The 16,817-nt window shown below is 58.3% G+C and carries 14 protein-coding genes and 4 pseudogenes; 5 read left to right on the top strand and 13 right to left on the bottom strand.

Annotated elements, in window-relative coordinates; translation table 11 throughout:
* Nucleotides 1–85 precede the first annotated feature (85 nt).
* The 6 genes and pseudogenes from ruvC to AB4N76_RS07490 form a co-directional block, all read right to left on the bottom strand.
* Nucleotides 86–610 carry a crossover junction endodeoxyribonuclease RuvC gene (gene ruvC / locus AB4N76_RS07465; RefSeq protein ID WP_046032063.1) on the bottom strand — a complete coding sequence of 175 codons (525 nt, stop codon included), beginning with the start codon at nt 608–610 and terminating at the stop codon, nt 86–88.
* A 155-nt stretch (nt 611–765) separates the two neighbouring features.
* Nucleotides 766–1,512, bottom strand: coding sequence for a YebC/PmpR family DNA-binding transcriptional regulator (locus AB4N76_RS07470; RefSeq protein WP_046033287.1), 747 nt, complete (start codon nt 1,510–1,512; stop codon nt 766–768).
* Nucleotides 1,513–1,628: 116 nt separating this feature from the next.
* Nucleotides 1,629–3,406 (bottom strand): annotated as a pseudogene (gene aspS, locus AB4N76_RS07475) (aspartate--tRNA ligase).
* A 106-nt stretch (nt 3,407–3,512) separates the two neighbouring features.
* Nucleotides 3,513–3,734: an FmdB family zinc ribbon protein gene (locus AB4N76_RS07480; protein WP_010457489.1), complete on the bottom strand. Its 222-nt coding sequence runs from the start codon at nt 3,732–3,734 to the stop codon at nt 3,513–3,515.
* Nucleotides 3,735–3,870: 136 nt separating this feature from the next.
* On the bottom strand, nt 3,871–4,209 hold the full coding sequence (locus AB4N76_RS07485; protein ID WP_046033285.1) for a ribbon-helix-helix domain-containing protein: 339 nt from the start codon (nt 4,207–4,209) through the stop codon (nt 3,871–3,873).
* Nucleotides 4,210–4,477: 268 nt separating this feature from the next.
* A pseudogene (locus AB4N76_RS07490) lies at nt 4,478–4,597 on the bottom strand (DNA starvation/stationary phase protection protein); the annotation flags it as partial.
* A 257-nt stretch (nt 4,598–4,854) separates the two neighbouring features.
* On the opposite strand from AB4N76_RS07490, the gene AB4N76_RS07495 reads away from it, so the two are divergent.
* Nucleotides 4,855–5,457: a cold-shock protein gene (locus tag AB4N76_RS07495; protein WP_046033284.1), complete on the top strand. Its 603-nt coding sequence runs from the start codon at nt 4,855–4,857 to the stop codon at nt 5,455–5,457.
* A 64-nt stretch (nt 5,458–5,521) separates the two neighbouring features.
* Here the strand turns inward: AB4N76_RS07495 and AB4N76_RS07500 are convergent, their stop codons facing one another.
* Nucleotides 5,522–5,728 (bottom strand): SlyX family protein, encoded by a 207-nt coding sequence (locus tag AB4N76_RS07500; RefSeq protein ID WP_008029236.1) that lies wholly within the window; start codon nt 5,726–5,728, stop codon nt 5,522–5,524.
* Between the two features lie 3 nt (nt 5,729–5,731).
* Nucleotides 5,732–6,157 carry an HIT family protein gene (locus AB4N76_RS07505; protein ID WP_046033283.1) on the bottom strand — a complete coding sequence of 142 codons (426 nt, stop codon included), beginning with the start codon at nt 6,155–6,157 and terminating at the stop codon, nt 5,732–5,734.
* Between the two features lie 873 nt (nt 6,158–7,030).
* On the opposite strand from AB4N76_RS07505, the gene AB4N76_RS07510 reads away from it, so the two are divergent.
* Complete coding sequence (locus AB4N76_RS07510; protein WP_046033282.1) at nt 7,031–8,359, top strand: OprD family porin; 1,329 nt, start codon at nt 7,031–7,033, stop codon at nt 8,357–8,359.
* A gap of 143 nt (nt 8,360–8,502) precedes the next feature.
* On the opposite strand, the gene AB4N76_RS07515 is transcribed toward AB4N76_RS07510, so the two are convergent.
* Together AB4N76_RS07515 and AB4N76_RS07520 are read right to left on the bottom strand one after the other, a co-directional pair.
* Nucleotides 8,503–9,345: a mechanosensitive ion channel family protein gene (locus tag AB4N76_RS07515; protein WP_046033281.1), complete on the bottom strand. Its 843-nt coding sequence runs from the start codon at nt 9,343–9,345 to the stop codon at nt 8,503–8,505.
* Between the two features lie 129 nt (nt 9,346–9,474).
* Entirely contained in the window at nt 9,475–9,960 is a 486-nt protein-coding gene (locus tag AB4N76_RS07520; protein ID WP_007906601.1) for a YajQ family cyclic di-GMP-binding protein, read from the bottom strand.
* A 140-nt stretch (nt 9,961–10,100) separates the two neighbouring features.
* Here AB4N76_RS07520 and AB4N76_RS07525 point away from each other — a divergent pair, with 140 nt between their 5' ends.
* The 3 genes and pseudogenes from AB4N76_RS07525 (at nt 10,101) to AB4N76_RS07535 (ending at nt 13,684) form a co-directional block, all read left to right on the top strand.
* The gene (locus AB4N76_RS07525) at nt 10,101–11,018 is read left to right on the top strand and encodes a putative 2-dehydropantoate 2-reductase (protein ID WP_046033280.1); all 918 of its coding nucleotides are present in this window, start codon (nt 10,101–10,103) and stop codon (nt 11,016–11,018) included.
* A 45-nt stretch (nt 11,019–11,063) separates the two neighbouring features.
* Nucleotides 11,064–13,099, top strand: a pseudogene (locus AB4N76_RS07530) (sensor histidine kinase).
* Between the two features lie 3 nt (nt 13,100–13,102).
* Nucleotides 13,103–13,684: a cob(I)yrinic acid a,c-diamide adenosyltransferase gene (locus tag AB4N76_RS07535; RefSeq protein ID WP_460164328.1), complete on the top strand. Its 582-nt coding sequence runs from the start codon at nt 13,103–13,105 to the stop codon at nt 13,682–13,684.
* A gap of 127 nt (nt 13,685–13,811) precedes the next feature.
* Here AB4N76_RS07535 and AB4N76_RS07540 read toward each other — a convergent pair.
* The 3 genes and pseudogenes from AB4N76_RS07540 to argJ all read right to left on the bottom strand — a co-directional run bounded on the left by AB4N76_RS07540 (nt 13,812) and on the right by argJ (nt 16,749).
* Nucleotides 13,812–14,755 (bottom strand): annotated as a pseudogene (locus tag AB4N76_RS07540) (Nudix family hydrolase).
* On the bottom strand, nt 14,752–15,384 hold the full coding sequence (locus tag AB4N76_RS07545) for a glutathione S-transferase family protein (protein WP_046033291.1): 633 nt from the start codon (nt 15,382–15,384) through the stop codon (nt 14,752–14,754). Before AB4N76_RS07545 ends, AB4N76_RS07540 begins: the two are co-directional and overlap by 4 nt.
* Nucleotides 15,385–15,531: 147 nt before the next feature.
* Nucleotides 15,532–16,749 (bottom strand): bifunctional glutamate N-acetyltransferase/amino-acid acetyltransferase ArgJ, encoded by a 1,218-nt coding sequence (argJ, locus tag AB4N76_RS07550; protein ID WP_046033276.1) that lies wholly within the window; start codon nt 16,747–16,749, stop codon nt 15,532–15,534.
* Between the last annotated feature and the right edge of the window lie 68 nt (nt 16,750–16,817).

Raw genomic sequence — 16,817 nt, forward strand, 5'->3', positions numbered from 1 at the left:
TGCCTGGCGACCGACAGAGCGAGGGGTCGCGTCGACGACACAGACACGAAAAACCTCATTCCGCAAAAAATGATTGCTGATGCTATCAGAGACGCAAGCGCCCGCCACGACTGCGTGCCGCGCCAAGGCCATGGGGTAACAGACTGGACCGGGTATGCGCATGGCAAATGGCGATGGCCAGGGCATCCGACGCATCGATTTGCGGCTTGCTGGTCAGTTTCAGCATGTGCATGACCATCATCTGCACTTGTTCTTTATTCGCCGCACCGGTGCCGGTCACGGCTTGTTTGACCTGGGTTGCGGTGTACTCGGCTATTTCCAGGTTTTCTTCGGCACCCGCCACAATCGCCGCACCCCGGGCCTGACCCAGCTTCAGCGCGGAGTCTGCGTTGCGTGCCATAAAGACCTTTTCGATACCCATGGTCACAGGACCATAGGTCTGAATGACTTCCCGCACGCCCCGATAGACGATTTGCAGACGCTCGTGCAATTCGCCAGAGCCGGTTCGAATGCAACCCGATGCCACATAAACGCAGCCACGGCCGGTATCGCGTACCACGCCATAACCGGTGATGCGCGAACCGGGGTCGATACCAAGGATTAAAGTCATAACGCCTGCGGGTTCAGTGAAAGCACGATATTCAATTCAGCGAATAACAATTGTGGGAGCTGGCTTGCCTGCGATGGCATCACCTCGGTGTATCAGACAGACCGAGGTGATGCCATCGCAGGCAAGCCAGCTCCCACATTAAATCCTAGTCGCCCTTAACCCAGCTGTGCAGCCACCGACTCCGGAATGTCCGCGTTGGAGTAGACGTTCTGCACGTCATCCAGGTCCTCAAGCATGTCGATCAGCTTGAGCACCTTCTCGGCGCCTTCCAGGTCCAGCTCGGCGCTGGTAGTGGGCAGCATCACGATTTCTGCGTCTTCACCTTTGAAACCGGCCGCTTCCAGCGCATTACGCACGGAATAGAAACCGGCAAACGAAGTGAATACATCGATGGAGCCGTCTTCATGGGTAACCACGTCATCGGCATCGGCTTCCATGGCCGCTTCCATCAAGGCATCTTCGTCAACGCCTGGGGCGAAGGAAATCTGCCCTTTGCGCTCGAACAGATAGGCCACGGAACCGTCGGTGCCGAGGTTGCCACCACATTTACTGAAAGCGTGGCGAACAGCGGCAGCGGTGCGATTACGGTTGTCGGTCATGCACTCGACCATCACCGCCACGCCACCCGGGCCGTAGCCTTCGTAGGTCAGCTCGACCATGTCGTCGGTGTCGGCAGCACCGGCACCGCGTGCGACCGCGCGATCGATGATATCGCGGCTCATGTTCGCGCCAAGGGCCTTGTCCAGCGCCAGACGCAAACGCGGGTTGGAACCCGGGTCACCACCGCCCTGACGGGCAGCAACGGTCAGTTCACGAATCCACTTGGTGAAAATCTTGCCCTTCTTGGCATCCTGACGTTCTTTGCGGTGCTTGATGTTCGCCCACTTGGAATGACCCGCCATAACTCGCTCCGAATTCTCTTTGAAACATTGCCCGCCACAGATTGTCGGCCAGCAACAAAAAAATCTCGACCTAAAGAAAAGGCGCATCCGGCAAGGATGCGCCTTTGCGGTCAGCCTTACTCAGCCTTTGGCGTTTCGCGCAGGCGAATGTGCAATTCGCGCAGTGCCTTGGCATCAACCTGACCCGGTGCCTGAGTCATGACGTCTGCCGCGCTCTGGGTTTTCGGGAAGGCGATCACTTCACGGATCGACTGGGCGCCGGTCATCAGCATCACCAGACGATCCAGACCGAAGGCCAGGCCACCGTGCGGCGGTGCGCCGTACTTCAGGGCGTCGAGCAGGAAGCCGAACTTCTCTTCCTGTTCCGCTTCGTTGATGCCCAGCAGGCGGAATACGGTCTGCTGCATTTCCTTGCGGTGGATACGGATCGAACCGCCACCCAGCTCAGTGCCGTTCAGCACCATGTCGTAGGCACGGGACAGAGCGGTCGCCGGGTTGGCTTCCAGTTCTTCCGGGGTGCACTTCGGCGCGGTGAACGGGTGGTGCAAGGCAGTGAAGCTGCCGTCGTCGTTTTCTTCGAACATCGGGAAGTCGACGACCCACATTGGCGCCCACTTGCAGGTCAGCAGCTCCAGGTCGTTACCTACCTTGATCCGCAGCGCGCCCAGGGCCTCGCTGACGATCTTGGCTTTGTCAGCACCGAAGAACACGATGTCGCCGTCAACCGCGCCAACGCGATCCAGGATCACATTGAGGTTGGCTTCAGGGATGTTCTTCACGATTGGCGATTGCAGGCCTTCGACGCCTTTGGCGCGCTCGTTGACCTTGATGTACGCCAGGCCCTTGGCACCGTAGATGCCGACGAACTTGGTGTAGTCGTCGATCTGCTTGCGCGGCATGCTCGCAGCGCCTGGAACGCGCAACGCGGCAATGCGGCATTTCGGGTCGTTGGCCGGGCCGCTGAACACCTTGAAGTCGACTTCTTTCAGTTGATCTTCAACGTCAACCAGTTCCAGCGGGTTACGCAGGTCTGGCTTGTCGGAACCGTAACGACGCATGGCTTCTGCGAAGGTCATGTGCGGGAAGTCGCCGAATTCCAGGTCCAGCACTTCCTTGAACAGGTTGCGGATCATTTTTTCGGTGATGCCCATGATCTCGTTTTCATCGAGGAAGCTGGTCTCGATGTCGATCTGGGTGAACTCAGGCTGACGGTCGGCACGCAGGTCTTCGTCGCGGAAGCACTTGGCGATCTGGTAGTAACGGTCGAAACCAGCCACCATCAGCAGTTGCTTGAACAGCTGTGGCGATTGCGGCAGCGCAAAGAACGAACCGGCGTGAGTACGGCTCGGCACCAGGTAGTCGCGAGCACCTTCCGGGGTCGCGCGGGTCAGGATCGGCGTCTCGACGTCGAGGAAGCCGTTCTCGTCGAGGAAGCGACGGATGCTGGTGGTCATGCGCGAACGCAGACGCAGCTTCTCGGCCATTTCCGGGCGACGCAGGTCAAGGAAGCGATAGCGCAGGCGGGTTTCTTCGCCGACATCGGAGAACTCGTTCAGCGGGAACGGCGGGGTTTCCGACTCGTTCAGCACTTCCAGTTCGTAACCGAGGACTTCGATCATGCCCGACGCCATGTTGGCGTTGGTGGCACCGGCCGGACGCAGGCGAACCTTGCCGGTCACCTTGACCACGTATTCGCTGCGCACGCGGTCGGCGACGGCGAAGGTTTCCAGCGCGGTCCGGGTCGAACACTACCTGGGCCAGACCATCACGATCACGGATATCGAGGAAAATCACCCCCACCGTGGTCACGGCGACGGTGGACCCATCCGCAAAGGGTAATTTCCTGGCCGTCCAGGCTTTCGTTCAGTTGGCCGCAATAATGGCTGCGCATCATGGTAGTGGTTTCACTTCTCGTAATTCGAAATTCGGTTGGAGTCCTGCACATCAGGCTGCGGATGATGCAAGAGCTCACGCGTGTGGTTCAACTCAGGCCCTAGACCCTAGTCAGCTTTGTCGCCGCCGGCCAGGTTCTTCTTCGATCCGGTCTTGAAATCGGTTTCGTACCAGCCGGTGCCGCTGAGGCGGAAACCTGGCATGGACAGCATCTTTTTAAGCTCTGGCGCCTGGCAGGCAGGGCAGTCGACCAGCGGTGCTGCGCTGATCTTTTGAATGGCTTCCAACTGATGACCACAGGAAGCACATTGATAGTCGTACATCGGCATGGGGGTTGTCTCGGCGATCAGATTGCTACCGCACACGCTGGGTTTTGCGGCAAAGAGCGGGATTATATCCATTAAATGCAGCCTGTGCAGCCGTAAGACTGCACAGACTGACACTCAACCCTCTACGTCGCTGCGGCTAAGGCGCCGCAATGCAGCCCCCTTCCTTCAAGCTGCGCACGACACAGACAACCCGCACCAGCCCGGTGAAGTTCCTGACCCCGCCGTGACGCAAATGCACTTCGCGGTCCACATGGGACAACAGCGCGCTGACCGAACAGCAATTGACCTTGGCCATATCGCCCAAAATATCCCAATAGACCTGTTCAAGCCGCAAGCAGGTCGCAAAACCATTCAAGCGCACCGAACGGGACAACGGCCGGGCCAGCCCCATATCAAATTCGCTGACGAACGGATCAACCCTTATATCCCGGGCAGGGCCGAGCCTCCCTTCGCCAAACCTGTCTTCGTAATCCATATCGTTGACACTCCTTTGCCATCCTTGCTTTCTGTAAGAGCACGTTCTGTTGCCTTATAAAAGCGCAGGCGCAAAGGTATATCCAGATGACTTTATGACCCTCGACGTAGGATAAGCCAACAGTTGAAGGGGGATCATGGAGACCGTCCTAGGCCGGCCGTTTTCCTACATGCCCAGACGAGTTTTAACCCGCACAAAAGAGACTTGAAGAAGTAGAAGGACAAAACGCGAACGACACCTCAACGGCATCATTCGCGTACTGGCGAGATTACTGATCCAGCAAGGACCGTAACATCCAGGCGGTTTTCTCATGCACCTGCATACGCTGGGTCAGCAGATCGGCGGTGAGCACTCCGACCTCTTCCTTAATAGAAGAAAGCCGCGCATAACAAACCTGCCGACATCCCGCCGCCCCGAATGACGCACTGACCCAGGACAAATCGCCCCCCCACAGCACCGCCTGACTGCCTGATTTGAGTAGCTGCAGGCTTTGCTGTTAAATAGACCGTGTGTCGCTGCCGCCTATTTTCCGGGGGCTGCGCATAGGCTGATAGCGGGAACGTGCCCAACGCCTCTTATTGTTCTGAAGCGAACCGTACTCAATCAGCTCTTCCTTGTGATCCGTCTTAACGTGAGTTAATCAAAATGTTGAAAATCGTCCACTTGCTAACGGGCGCAGCAGCCCTGCTGCTGTCCTTCATCCCTAGCCTGCGATCTGAAGCGGTACCTTACCTGCAACAACCCGATGCACTGTACCTGGCCTTTTTCGGCCTGTTGAACCTCACCCTTGCTCCTGTCATCCCTTACTGGAACAAAGGCCCGCGTCACCAACTGCAAAACCTGGTCAGCGCTCTGCTGGTGCTGGCTGTCTTCCTGCAAATCCTGACGCTGCTCGCGCCGATGCCTGTCATCGCCGGCCAGCCTGCCGTTCTGTTCAGCCTGGTGGCTGCCCTGGCCGGCGTTTTACTGCACCTGGGTGTCAGCTTCTACAAATCTTCACCGGCCGCCGCCTCGCCAAGCTATGACATGAGCAACCGCGATACCGGCACCGTAAAATGGTTCAACACCTCCAAAGGCTTCGGCTTTATTTCCCGCGACTCCGGCGATGATATTTTCGTGCATTTCCGGGCCATTCGCGGTGAAGGTCACCGTGTTCTGGTCGAAGGCCAGCGCGTGGAGTTCTCTGTCATGAACCGCGACAAAGGCCTGCAAGCCGAAGATGTGATCGCCGCACTGCCGCGCCGCTGATCCAAGGCTAAAAAAAACCGCGAACAGCCAGGCTGGCTGTTCGCGGTTTTTTATTGCACGCATTTTAGTAATGCGGTGGTGGCGCTTCTTCTTCAAAGGTTTCGAACTGGCCAGCCATTTCTTCCTGCCGCTTGAGCAGTGCTGCCATTTGCAACTGAAGGCGCTCAACCGCGCGCTGCTGGGTCGCCAGCACATCGCTCAATGCCTGGATGGTGTCATCCTGAAAGGCCAATTGGCTCTCCAGATCGGTAACGCGTTCTTCCAGGCTCATGATTCAACCCTCCAGAAACGTAAAGTCTTCGGTTAATACCAAACGCAGCCGCTCGCGAATCGCGGCGATCTGATCTGCGTTGTAGGGTTTGGCGGGCAGCTTGCCCCAGACCGGAGCCGGCCAGGCGGCGTCGTCCTGCTTGCGCACAATCACATGCATGTGCAACTGACTGACGACATTACCCAAAGCCGCGACATTCAACTTGTCGGCGTCGAACGAATCCTTGAGGGTTTCCGCCAATGCGGTCGTCTCCTGCCACAACTGTTGCTGATCGGCGCCATCCAACTGAAATATCTCGCTGATATCGTCGCGACGAGGCACCAGGATGAACCAGGGGTAATTCGAATCGTTAGACAACAGTAACCGGCAAAGCGGGAAATCCCCGATCGGTAACGTGTCTTGTTGGAGCCGTGGATCTAAAGCGAACACTGTGCGCACTCCCGCCGGGTTCTCAATTTCAGCTTAGCGCCCCTCCCGAGGGACGGTGCGCCAAGCGACAGGACGGCAGCATACCTGTGAACGGCGCTTGCTTCACGACCCGGCACGCGCCCCGCCATGAGTCACTTATTGCCCAAACGCACCATTACAGAACCCACGACCCGAGCCAAAACGCCGAAATACTTGATTAACAACGATGCGTTCGATTCGGCCAAATGACAGCACTGTATGAATTCAGTACAGCAATTAAAATTTTTTGCACCAAAACCGCACAGCTCGTCTACGCTGATTGCGTCAGCATCCGCCATTTACTCACTAGCGGGGTGAACCGGTAACATTTTTGGTTGTCACGGCGGCGACCCAAATGTTGAAGCACGATGTAATCAGTGGCGTCAAGCCGAACAAAACGTGCTTGAAACGCCCGGTTTTATGAGGTTTTTACAGCGTTAGGCGGGCCATCAGAAAAAAATCGCAACAAATGTCTGATTTGTGCACGCTTGTTGCATTCACACCCACATCGCCTTGGATGCCTCTGCTGGAAGTGGAAGGTTCAAGGCAAATAAAAACAGCGGCAGGGTTGCCCGATGGAGATTCAAACGTTTCACCAAGGACTCTTTTTACCGATGTTCAAGCCCTGGAAAACAACGTTAAAGTTGCCGGCCCGCTTGCATTGAGGCTGTAAATTTGCGACATCTACCAAGCTGTTTGCGACACGGTCGTAAAGAAGCTGAAAGGTTAGATACGCAAGTATCGCCAACATGGTCGGCGTGATATAAGTTTGCGCCGACACAAAAGAAAGAGCCGCCCAGATAATAAATCAGGTGGGACGGCAGTACTCTTCTAAAACCAAAGGAGCAAATCACGATGCGCGTGATGAAGTGGAGCATGATCGCACTGGCAGTTGCAGCAGCAGCCAGTACTCAGTTGGCAGTAGCCGCACCTTTCGTAAGCGACCAGGCAGAAGCCAAAGGTTTTGTTGAAGACAGCAAGCTCGACTTGCTGGTTCGCAACTACTACTACAACCGTAACAAGAAAGACGGCGCAGTCGATGACAAAGACTGGACCCAGGGCATTCAGGGCATGTACAGCTCTGGCTACACCCAAGGTCTGATCGGTGTTGGCGTTGAAGCTTGGGGCCAACTGGCCATTAAGCTGGACGGTTCCGACAAGTATTCTGGTTCCGGCAACATGTCCGTGGACTCTGATGGCGAAGTCAACAACAGCCAGGGCAAGGCCGGCGCTGCCGCCAAGTTCCGCATCTCCAAGACCGAGCTGAAAGTCGGCGACATGCAGCCAAGCACCTCTCCGGTGTTCGCTGTAGGCGGCTCCCGCATTCTTCACCAAACTGCCAGCGGTATCCAACTGCAGAGCAGCGAAGTTACAGACCTCGACCTCGAAGCCGGTCACTTCTACTCGGCGACCAGCCAGGACAAGAACGCTCGTGACGGTTCCCTGTGGGCTACCTACGCCGGCGTGCAAGCCAACTCCATCGACTACTTCGGTGGCAAGTACGGCGTTACCCCGGACCTGAGCTTCTCGCTCTACGGTGCCAAGCTCGAAGACGTCTGGAACCAGTACTACGCCAACGCGAACTACACCCTCGCACTGGGCGGCGACAACTCGATTAACTTCGACGGTAACTACTACAACACCAAGGACACCGGTAACGCTAAAGCAGGCGAAATCAGCAACAACGCCTACTCGCTGGCCGCTGCTTACTCGTTCCTGAAAGCACACACCCTGACCCTGGGCTTCCAGAAAGTGAACGGCGATACCCCGTTCGACTACATCGGTGTGGGTAAAAACAACCGCGGTGGCGACTCGATCTTCCTCGCCAACTCCATCCAGTACTCTGACTTCAACGCCCCAGGCGAGAAGTCGGTACAAGCCCGTTACGACCTGAAAATGGCCGAATACGGCGTACCTGGTCTGAGCTTCATGACCCGTTACGTTAAAGGTTGGGACATCGACGGTACCAACACTCCAGCAGGCAGCCCTTACGCTGGTCTGTACGGTGCAGACGGCAAACACCACGAAACCAACGTGGAAGTTAAGTACGTCATTCAAACCGGCCCAGCCAAAGATCTGTCGTTCCGCATCCGTCAAGCATGGCACTCCGCCAATGCTGACGAAGGCGAAGGCGATATCTCTGAGTTCCGCCTGATCACCGACTACCCACTCAACATTCTGTAATTGCAGAAAGTTAGTTTGCGGTAATCAAAAAAAGGCCCATCTTCGGATGGGCCTTTTTCGTTGGTGTCAACTGCGCGTTTAAACGATCAAAAATCATGCAAAACTTGCCTGACCGAAGAGTCAGGCACTGACTTGAAAATCAATCACTGCGCAGCAGATTCCTGAACCACGCGAATAACCCTCTGTGGGAAAGGGATATCAATACCAGCAGTTTTCAAACGATCACGGGACTGTTCGTTGAACATAAACATCACGTCCCAATAATCCGCAGTCTTTACCCAGACGCGAAGCGAAAGAGTGATCGAACTGTCACCCAAGGTAGAAACAACAGCCTGAGGTGCCGGATCTGCCAATACGCGTGGATCTTTGGCCAATTCCAGCAGTACTTCACGTGCCTTCTGCAAGTCCGCTTCGTAATCGACACCCACATCGAACACTACTTTGCGCGTGGGTTGACGATTGGTATTGGTGATGATGCCGTTCGACAAGTTGCCGTTAGGTACGATGATGGTTTTGTTATCGCCGGTACGCAGTACGGTATGGAAGATCTGAATGCTGTCGACAGTACCGGCAACCCCCTGAGCTTCAATCCAGTCACCAATACGAAACGGACGGAACAACAGAATCAGCACGCCGCCAGCGAAGTTCGCCAGGCTGCCCTGCAAGGCCAGACCAATGGCCAGACCGGCGGCACCGATTGCGGCGACGAACGAAGTGGTTTCCACGCCGATCATCGAGGCCACGCTGACAATCAGCAAAACCTTGAGAATGATGTTCGCCAGGCTGCTGATAAACCCTTGCAACGCAAGATCTGCATTACGCAACGCCAGCAAGCCGCCGAGTTTTTGCGTCACTTTATTGATCAGCCACCAACCGATGGCCAGCGTGATGACGGCCAGCAACACGCGGCTGCCGTATTCCATGATCATTGGAATCCAGGCTTGGGAAGCCTTGACCAGGTTGTCCACTTCAGCATTCAGATCCATCTTGTTTCTCCTGATTTGCGGCACGCTAAAAAATGAGCGGCAGAAAGACCAAACCCCAGAGGCTCAATCATTTCTGCCGTTGCTTGGGCCTCGGACGCCGAAAACGCCGAGAGGTTCCCGCCTGGTCGATCAGTCGCGGAAGTTGTTGAACTGCAGCGGCATGTCGAACGTCTTGGCGCGAAGGGCGGCGATGGCCTCCTGCAAATCGTCACGCTTCTTGCCGGTAATGCGCACTTGCTCGCCCTGAATGGCGGCCTGGACCTTGAGCTTGGCGTCTTTGACGTGAGCGACGATTTTCTTCGCCAGTTCTTTGTCGATGCCTTCCTTGAGGACGGCTTCCTGTTTCATCAGCTTGCCCGACGCATAGGCATCTTTGACTTCAAGGCACTGCACGTCGATTTTGCGTTTGACCAGCGCGAGCTTGAGGATCTCGATCATCGCTTCGAGCTGGAAGTCGGCCTCGGCGGTCAGGTTGACGGTCAGGTCCTTTTCCTTGAACTCAAAAGTACCCTTGCCCTTCAGGTCATAACGACGATCGAGTTCCTTGACGGCGTTTTCGACCGCGTTGGTGACTTCGTGTTTGTCCAGTTCGGATACCACGTCGAACGACGGCATGTAATCTCTCCAATAAAAAGGCGCGCTCGATTGCAATGGCGCGCGCTTGGCTTGCGGTTAAAATCGGGCTCATTATAACGGGTCTTTTCCAAGCCATACTGCGAGCCTCACATGCCTGCCACAAACCGGATAAAAAGCTGATGTCGACCCCTTGGCATGTATTGGGCGCCGGCAGCCTCGGCACGTTGTGGGCCACGCGTCTGGCGCGGGCCGGATTGCCGGTCAGGCTGATCGTACGCAGTGAACAGCGTTTGCAGGCCTATCAAGCTGCTGGCGGCTTGACCCTGGTCGAACACGGCGAAGCCCGCACTTATGACATCCCCGGCGAAACACCGGACAGCGTGGGGCCGATCAGCCGCTTGCTGGTCGCCTGCAAGGCCTACGACGCCGAGAAAGCCGTCGCGCAACTGGCGTCGCGCCTGACGCCGGACGCCGAACTGATCCTGTTGCAAAACGGCCTTGGCAGTCAGGACGCCGTCGCGGCGCAGGTGCCGCAAGCCCGTTGCGTGAGCGCATCGAGTACGGAAGGCGCCTTTCGGGAGGGTGACTGGCGTGTAGTGTTTGCCGGCCACGGTTACACGTGGCTCGGCGATGCCGGCCATCCGGTGGCGCCGATCTGGCTGGACGATTTGACGGCCGCCGGGATTCCTCATGAGTGGAGCACCGACATCCTGAGAAGGCTGTGGCGTAAACTGGCGCTCAACTGTGCGATCAATCCCCTGACGGTCTTGCACAACTGTCGCAATGGCGGTTTGCAGGAACATCACTGCGAAGTCGCCACCCTCTGCGTCGAATTGACCGAACTGCTGGAGTGCTGCGGTCAGCCAGCTGCCGCCCAGGACCTGCAGCAGGAGGTCGAGCGAGTGATCCATGCCACGGCGGCCAATTACTCCTCGATGTACCAGGACGTCGCGAGTGAGCGGCGCACCGAAATCAGCTATCTGCTGGGCTATGCCTGCAAAGTTGCGGCGAGACACCAGGTCAACCTGCCCCACCTTAATCAACTGCAGCAGCGGCTGATTGCCCATCTGCACAGCCTTGGATTGCCCAGCGACTGAGCAGCGGCTACGCTGGCCACTTGTTCCATTCAAGCGACGAACCTGATGCCATTGCGCCAGCGCCTCGAAAACCTCCCCGTCGGCCAGAAGTTGCTGGCCGCCCTGCTGGTGCTGTTGATCACCATCCTGTTGGTCGCCAACCTGACCTTCATCAGCGCGTCGTATTACATCTCCCAGGAAAGCATGGCCCCCAAGCCCTGCAGACCATTGGCCGACTGGTGTCCAACCCGAGCCTGGTGGCCGACGCCTTGAAGTCGCCACAAAACGCCGAACGCCTGCTCAAGGAGCTCGACAGTTACTCGCCGCTGCGTGCGGCAGCCCTTTATGACGGCAAGGGTGAACGGCTGGCGCAGTTGCAGCACGGCGACAAACTGAGCCTGCCGGGGCGCTACCAGCACATTGAAGCCTGGCAAGCGACCGAGTTCCGCAGCAATCAATTGATCACCCTGCCCCGCCCCGGCACCGACCCCGGCCACTTGCTGTTGGTGGCCAGCAGTGAATTGCCGATGGCGTTCTACACCGGCACCCTCACCGCCAGCCTCGGCATTCTGATCTTCAGCGTGCTGTTGTGGCTGGTGATCGCACGGCAGATCAAACGCCTGATTACCCGACCTATCCATGAGCTTGAAGAACTGTCCCGGCAAGTCACCCGCGAAGAGAACTACGCGCTGCGCGCCTCCCGTGGCAACCACGACGAAATCGGCAGCCTCGCCGAGGCGTTCAACACCATGCTCTCGCGGATCGAGGCCCGGGAGCAGCAGCTCAAGCGTGCCCGGGACGACTCCCAGGCTGCATACGATCAAGCCCAAGGCCTTGCCGAAGAAACACGCCACACCAACCGCAAGCTGGAACTCGAAGTCCAGGTGCGCAGCAAAATCGAAAAGAAACTCACAGGCTTCCAGAACTACCTCAACAGCATCATCGACTCCATGCCGTCGGCACTCATCGCCCTCGACGAGCAGCTCTACGTTACCCAGTGGAATCAGGAAGCCAGCGCCTTGTCCGGCACACGCCTGGACGAAGCCTTGAACCAGCCGATCTTCCTCGCCTTCGAACCGCTGAAACCGTTTCTGCCACAGCTCAAGCAAACCGTCGAGCAACACACCGTGGCCAAGATCGAGCGTGTAACGTGGTTCAAGGATGATGAGCCCAAACACTACGCCCTGACCTTTTACCCGCTGATGGGCGGCGCCGGGCGTGGCGTGGTGATCCGCATCGACGACATTACCCAGCGTCTGTCGCTGGAAGAAATGATGGTGCAGTCGGAAAAAATGCTTTCCGTAGGCGGCCTCGCCGCCGGCATGGCCCACGAAATCAATAACCCGTTGGGCGCGATCCTGCACAACGTGCAGAACATACGCCGACGCCTGTCGCCGGACTTGCCGAAGAACATGGAGCAAGCCGAGCAGATCGGTATCGAGCTGGAAACGGTCAACCAATACCTGCAAGTGCGCGAAGTACCGCAACTGCTTGATGGCATTCAGCAGGCCGGTGCCCGTGCGGCGAAAATTGTCACGCACATGCTCAGTTTCAGCCGCCGCAGCACCCGGCAAATGGCCCCGTGCGACCTGCCGGCACTGATCGATCAAGCGGTGGACATCGCCGGTAACGACTTTGATCTGGCGATCGGTTTCGACTTCAAGGGCCAGGCGATCATTCGCCAGTTCGATCCGGCGCTGGGTCCGGTGCCCGGTACGGCCAACGAGCTGGAACAAGTACTGCTCAACCTGTTGAAAAACGCGGCCCAGGCCATTCATCAGCGCGAGGATGACAGCGAGCCGGGGCGGATCATCCTGCGCACCCGACTGAACCCGCCATGGGCCGAAATCCAGGTCGAGGACAACGGCATCGGCATGAGCGAGAACGTGCGCAAACGTACGTTCGAGCCGTTCTTCACCACCAAGGAAATCGGCCAGGGCACGGGCCTGGGCCTGTCGGTCTCCTATTTCATCATCACCAACAACCACAAGGGCCAGATGGAAGTGCAGTCGACGCCGGGCCAAGGCACCTGTTTCACGTTGCGCCTGCCCTTGTCGGGTACGCCGGTCGTCTCTCAAGAACTCAATCAGCTATCGAGGTAACCCATGGGCTTTCGCTTGTCGAAGATTTACACCCGCACTGGCGACAAAGGCGAAACCGGGCTCGGAGATGGTCGCCGGGTACCCAAGGACCACCCGCGAATCGAGGCGATTGGCGAAGTCGATTCGTTGAACAGTCAGGTCGGCGTGCTGCTGGCCGGTTTGGCCGCCCAAAGCGCGCAATACCCGGGTTTGATCGAGGTGATCGAGGTGTTGGCGCCTTGCCAGCATCGGCTGTTCGACCTCGGCGGCGAACTGGCTATGCCGGTGTATCAGGCACTGGATGCCGCGGAAATCGAACGCCTGGAAGCGGCAATTGATCGCTGGAATGAAGAGTTGGGGCCGCTGGAAAACTTCATCTTGCCGGGTGGTTCAGCGTTGATTGCCCAAGCACATGTGTGCCGAAGCCTGGCACGCAGTGCGGAGCGGCGTTGCCAGCAATTGAATGCGCTTGAACCGTTGGCCGGGGTTGGGTTGGCGTATATCAATCGGTTGTCGGATTTACTGTTTGTGGTGGCGCGGCTGATTGCCAAGCGCCAAGGCATTGCCGAGATACTTTGGCAGGCGGCGGCGAAACCTCAGGTTTAGTCGGTGTATTCAAAGACGCCATCGCGAGCAAGCTCGCTCCCACAGTTGACCGAGTTCCTCCTGTAGAAATGCGATCCCCTGTGGGAGCGAGCTTGCTCGCGATGGCGGCAGTCGCATCACCGCAATATCAAGCCTCAGGCCAGAACGCCCGAATCCCAGCCACACCCTGCGCCCCTGCTTCCCAGGCTTGTTGCCGCTCTGCCGGGCCAACACCGCCCAACAGGAACACCGGCTTACTGAACCCTTCGATCAACACCGAAGCCTGCTCCCACCCCAATGGCTCCGCACCGGGATGTGTCAGGGTTGGCTGCACCGGCGACAGGGTCACAAAGTCCACGCCCATCTGCTCGGCCAGCGCCAGCTCTTCAGCGTTGTGGCACGACGCCGCCAACCAGCGCGAGGCCGGTAACGGTCGACCCGCCGCTGCGTACTTGCGCAACTGCGCCGCCGTGATGTGCCATCCGGCGGACGGGAAGTCTCCCAGCCATTCGAAAGGCCCCTTGATCATCAGCTGCGCCTTGCCGGCACACAGCCCTGCCGCATCCACCGCCAGATCGCGGTACTTCGGATCGTAGCCGTTGGGAGCCCGTAGCTGGATCAGCTTGATCCCCCCGCGACGGCTTTCTGGATGCCGCGCAGCAATGCCGGGGTTTCCAGGTCTTCGGGGGTAATCAAATACTCGGCGGGTAACCGTGCAGCAGCAACGATTGGCTGGTTGGCCGCCGGAAACTCATAATCCACCAGCTCCCGCGGCGTCACCCAGGACAATGGCTGGCCTTCAGCGCCGTGGGGGTCGCCGGTAAACGCGGAAACTTCCCAGACGTCCAGCAACACGTGCTTGTCCGGGTAGTCGTGATGAACCTTGATCAGGGGGCGCGCAGCGGTGACCACAATGCCCAGCTCTTCGTGAAGCTCACGGGCCAGCGCGGTTTCGACGGATTCGTCACCCTCGACCTTGCCACCGGGAAACTCCCACAAGCCACCCTGATGCTGAGTGTCGGCACGGCGTGCGATAAGAATCTTGCCGCTGTTATCACGAATAACCGCGGCAGCTACATGGACTCGTTTCACTGCCCTATCTCCTCCAGACCCGCCTTTTGCCAGGCTTTGAAGGCCGGCCACTGGTAGATCGTTTCGACGTAGGCTTCATCCGCTGCCGGCAACTTCACCTGATAGGTGCGCAGACGTACAGCAATTGGCGCGAAGATCGCATCGGCCAACGTCGCGCTGCCGAACAGGAACGGACCAGTATCGGTGGCCACCGCGCGGCATTCAGCCCACAGCGCGAGCATGCGCTGGATGTCGGCCTCAACGTCAGGAATTGTTGGCGACAGCGGCGCATCGTGACTCAGGTCGAATGGCATGTTGCCACGCATGGCAAAGAACCCGGAGTGCATTTGCGCGCAGGCCGAACGCGCCTGAGCACGGGCGGCGGTGTCTTTGGGCCAGAGGCCCGCCTCGGGAAACTGCTCCGCCAGATACTCGGCGATGGCCAGGGAATCGGCGATGGTACCGTGTTCGGTTTTCAGCAGCGGGACCTTGCCGGCGGGCGAATACTTGAGCAGGCGCGCGCGGGTGTCTGGTTGACCCAGCTTGATCAGTTCTTCGGTGTAGGCCGCGCCCGTCAGGTCGAGGGCCAAGGCGCCACGCAGCGACCAGGAGGAAAGCAGTTTGTCGCCGATGATCAGGTGGAGGCTCATGTTCGGGACCTTTTGATGAGGGGTACAGACCGGAATCTTCAGTGTCTGGTCGTCCTTCATCGCGGGCAAGCCTTGCTCCTACAGGGTGTGTTGTGAACGACACAAAACTGTGGGAGCGGGCTTGCCCGCGATAGGAGCGACTCGGTCTTAAGTACGGTACTCGGCGTTGATTTTCACGTATTCGTGGGACAAGTCGGTGGTCCAGATGGTTTCGCTGCAGTCGCCGCGACCCAACTCGATACGGATGGTGATCTCTTCCTGCTGCATCACTGCAGCGCCCTGGGCTTCGGTGTACGTCGCGGCCCGTGCGCCACGGCTGGCAATGCACACTTCACCAAGGAACACGTCGATCTTGCTCACGTCCAGGTTCGGTACGCCGGCACGGCCAACGGCTGCCAGGATGCGCCCCCAGTTCGGATCGGAAGCGAACAAGGCCGTCTTGATCAGCGGCGAGTGGGCCACGGTGTAGCCCACGTCCAGGCATTCCTGATGATTGCCGCCGCCGTTGACTTCGACGGTGACGAACTTGGTCGCGCCTTCGCCGTCACGAACGATGGCCTGGGCCACGTCCATGCACACCTCGAACACCGCTTGTTTCAACTTGGCGAACAACTCGCCTTCAGCGCGGGTGATTTCCGGCAGCGCCGCCTGACCGGTGGCAATCAACATGCAGCAGTCGTTGGTCGAGGTGTCGCCATCGATGGTGATGCGGTTGAACGACTTGTTGGCACCGTCCAGCAGCAGGTTTTGCAGCACGTCACGGGACACTTTGGCGTCGGTGGCGATGTAGCCGAGCATGGTCGCCATGTTCGGACGGATCATGCCCGCGCCTTTGCTGATGCCGGTCACGGTGATGGTCACACCGTCATGCTCAAACTGGCGGCTGGCACCCTTTGGCAGGGTGTCAGTGGTCATGATGCCGGTGGCGGCCGCTTCCCAGTTGTGGATCGACAGGTCGTCGAGAGCGGCTTGCAGCGCGCCTTCGATTTTCTCGACCGGCAGCGGCTCGCCGATTACGCCGGTGGAATACGGCAGCACCAGGCTGGCGTCGACACCGGTCAACTCAGCCAGTTTGGCGCAAGTACGCTCGGCGGCGGCCAGGCCGGGTTCGCCAGTACCGGCGTTGGCATTGCCGGTGTTGGTCAACAGGTAACGCACCGGGCCTTGCACACGTTGCTTGGCCAGGATGACCGGCGCTGCGCAAAAAGCGTTCAGCGTGAAGACGCCCGCGACCGTGGAGCCTTCGGCACAGCGCATGACCACAACATCCTTGCGCCCCGGGCGCTTGATGCCGGCCGAGGCAATACCGAGTTCAAAACCGGCAACCGGGTGCAACGTTGGCAAAGGACCAAGACCAACAGCCATGAATGCGCTCCTTAAAAAATGTAGTCATCCCCGTCATATGAACGGCGGTGTTAAATGGCAAAACGCCG

This window comes from Pseudomonas sp. S2_F03, assembly GCF_054668335.1.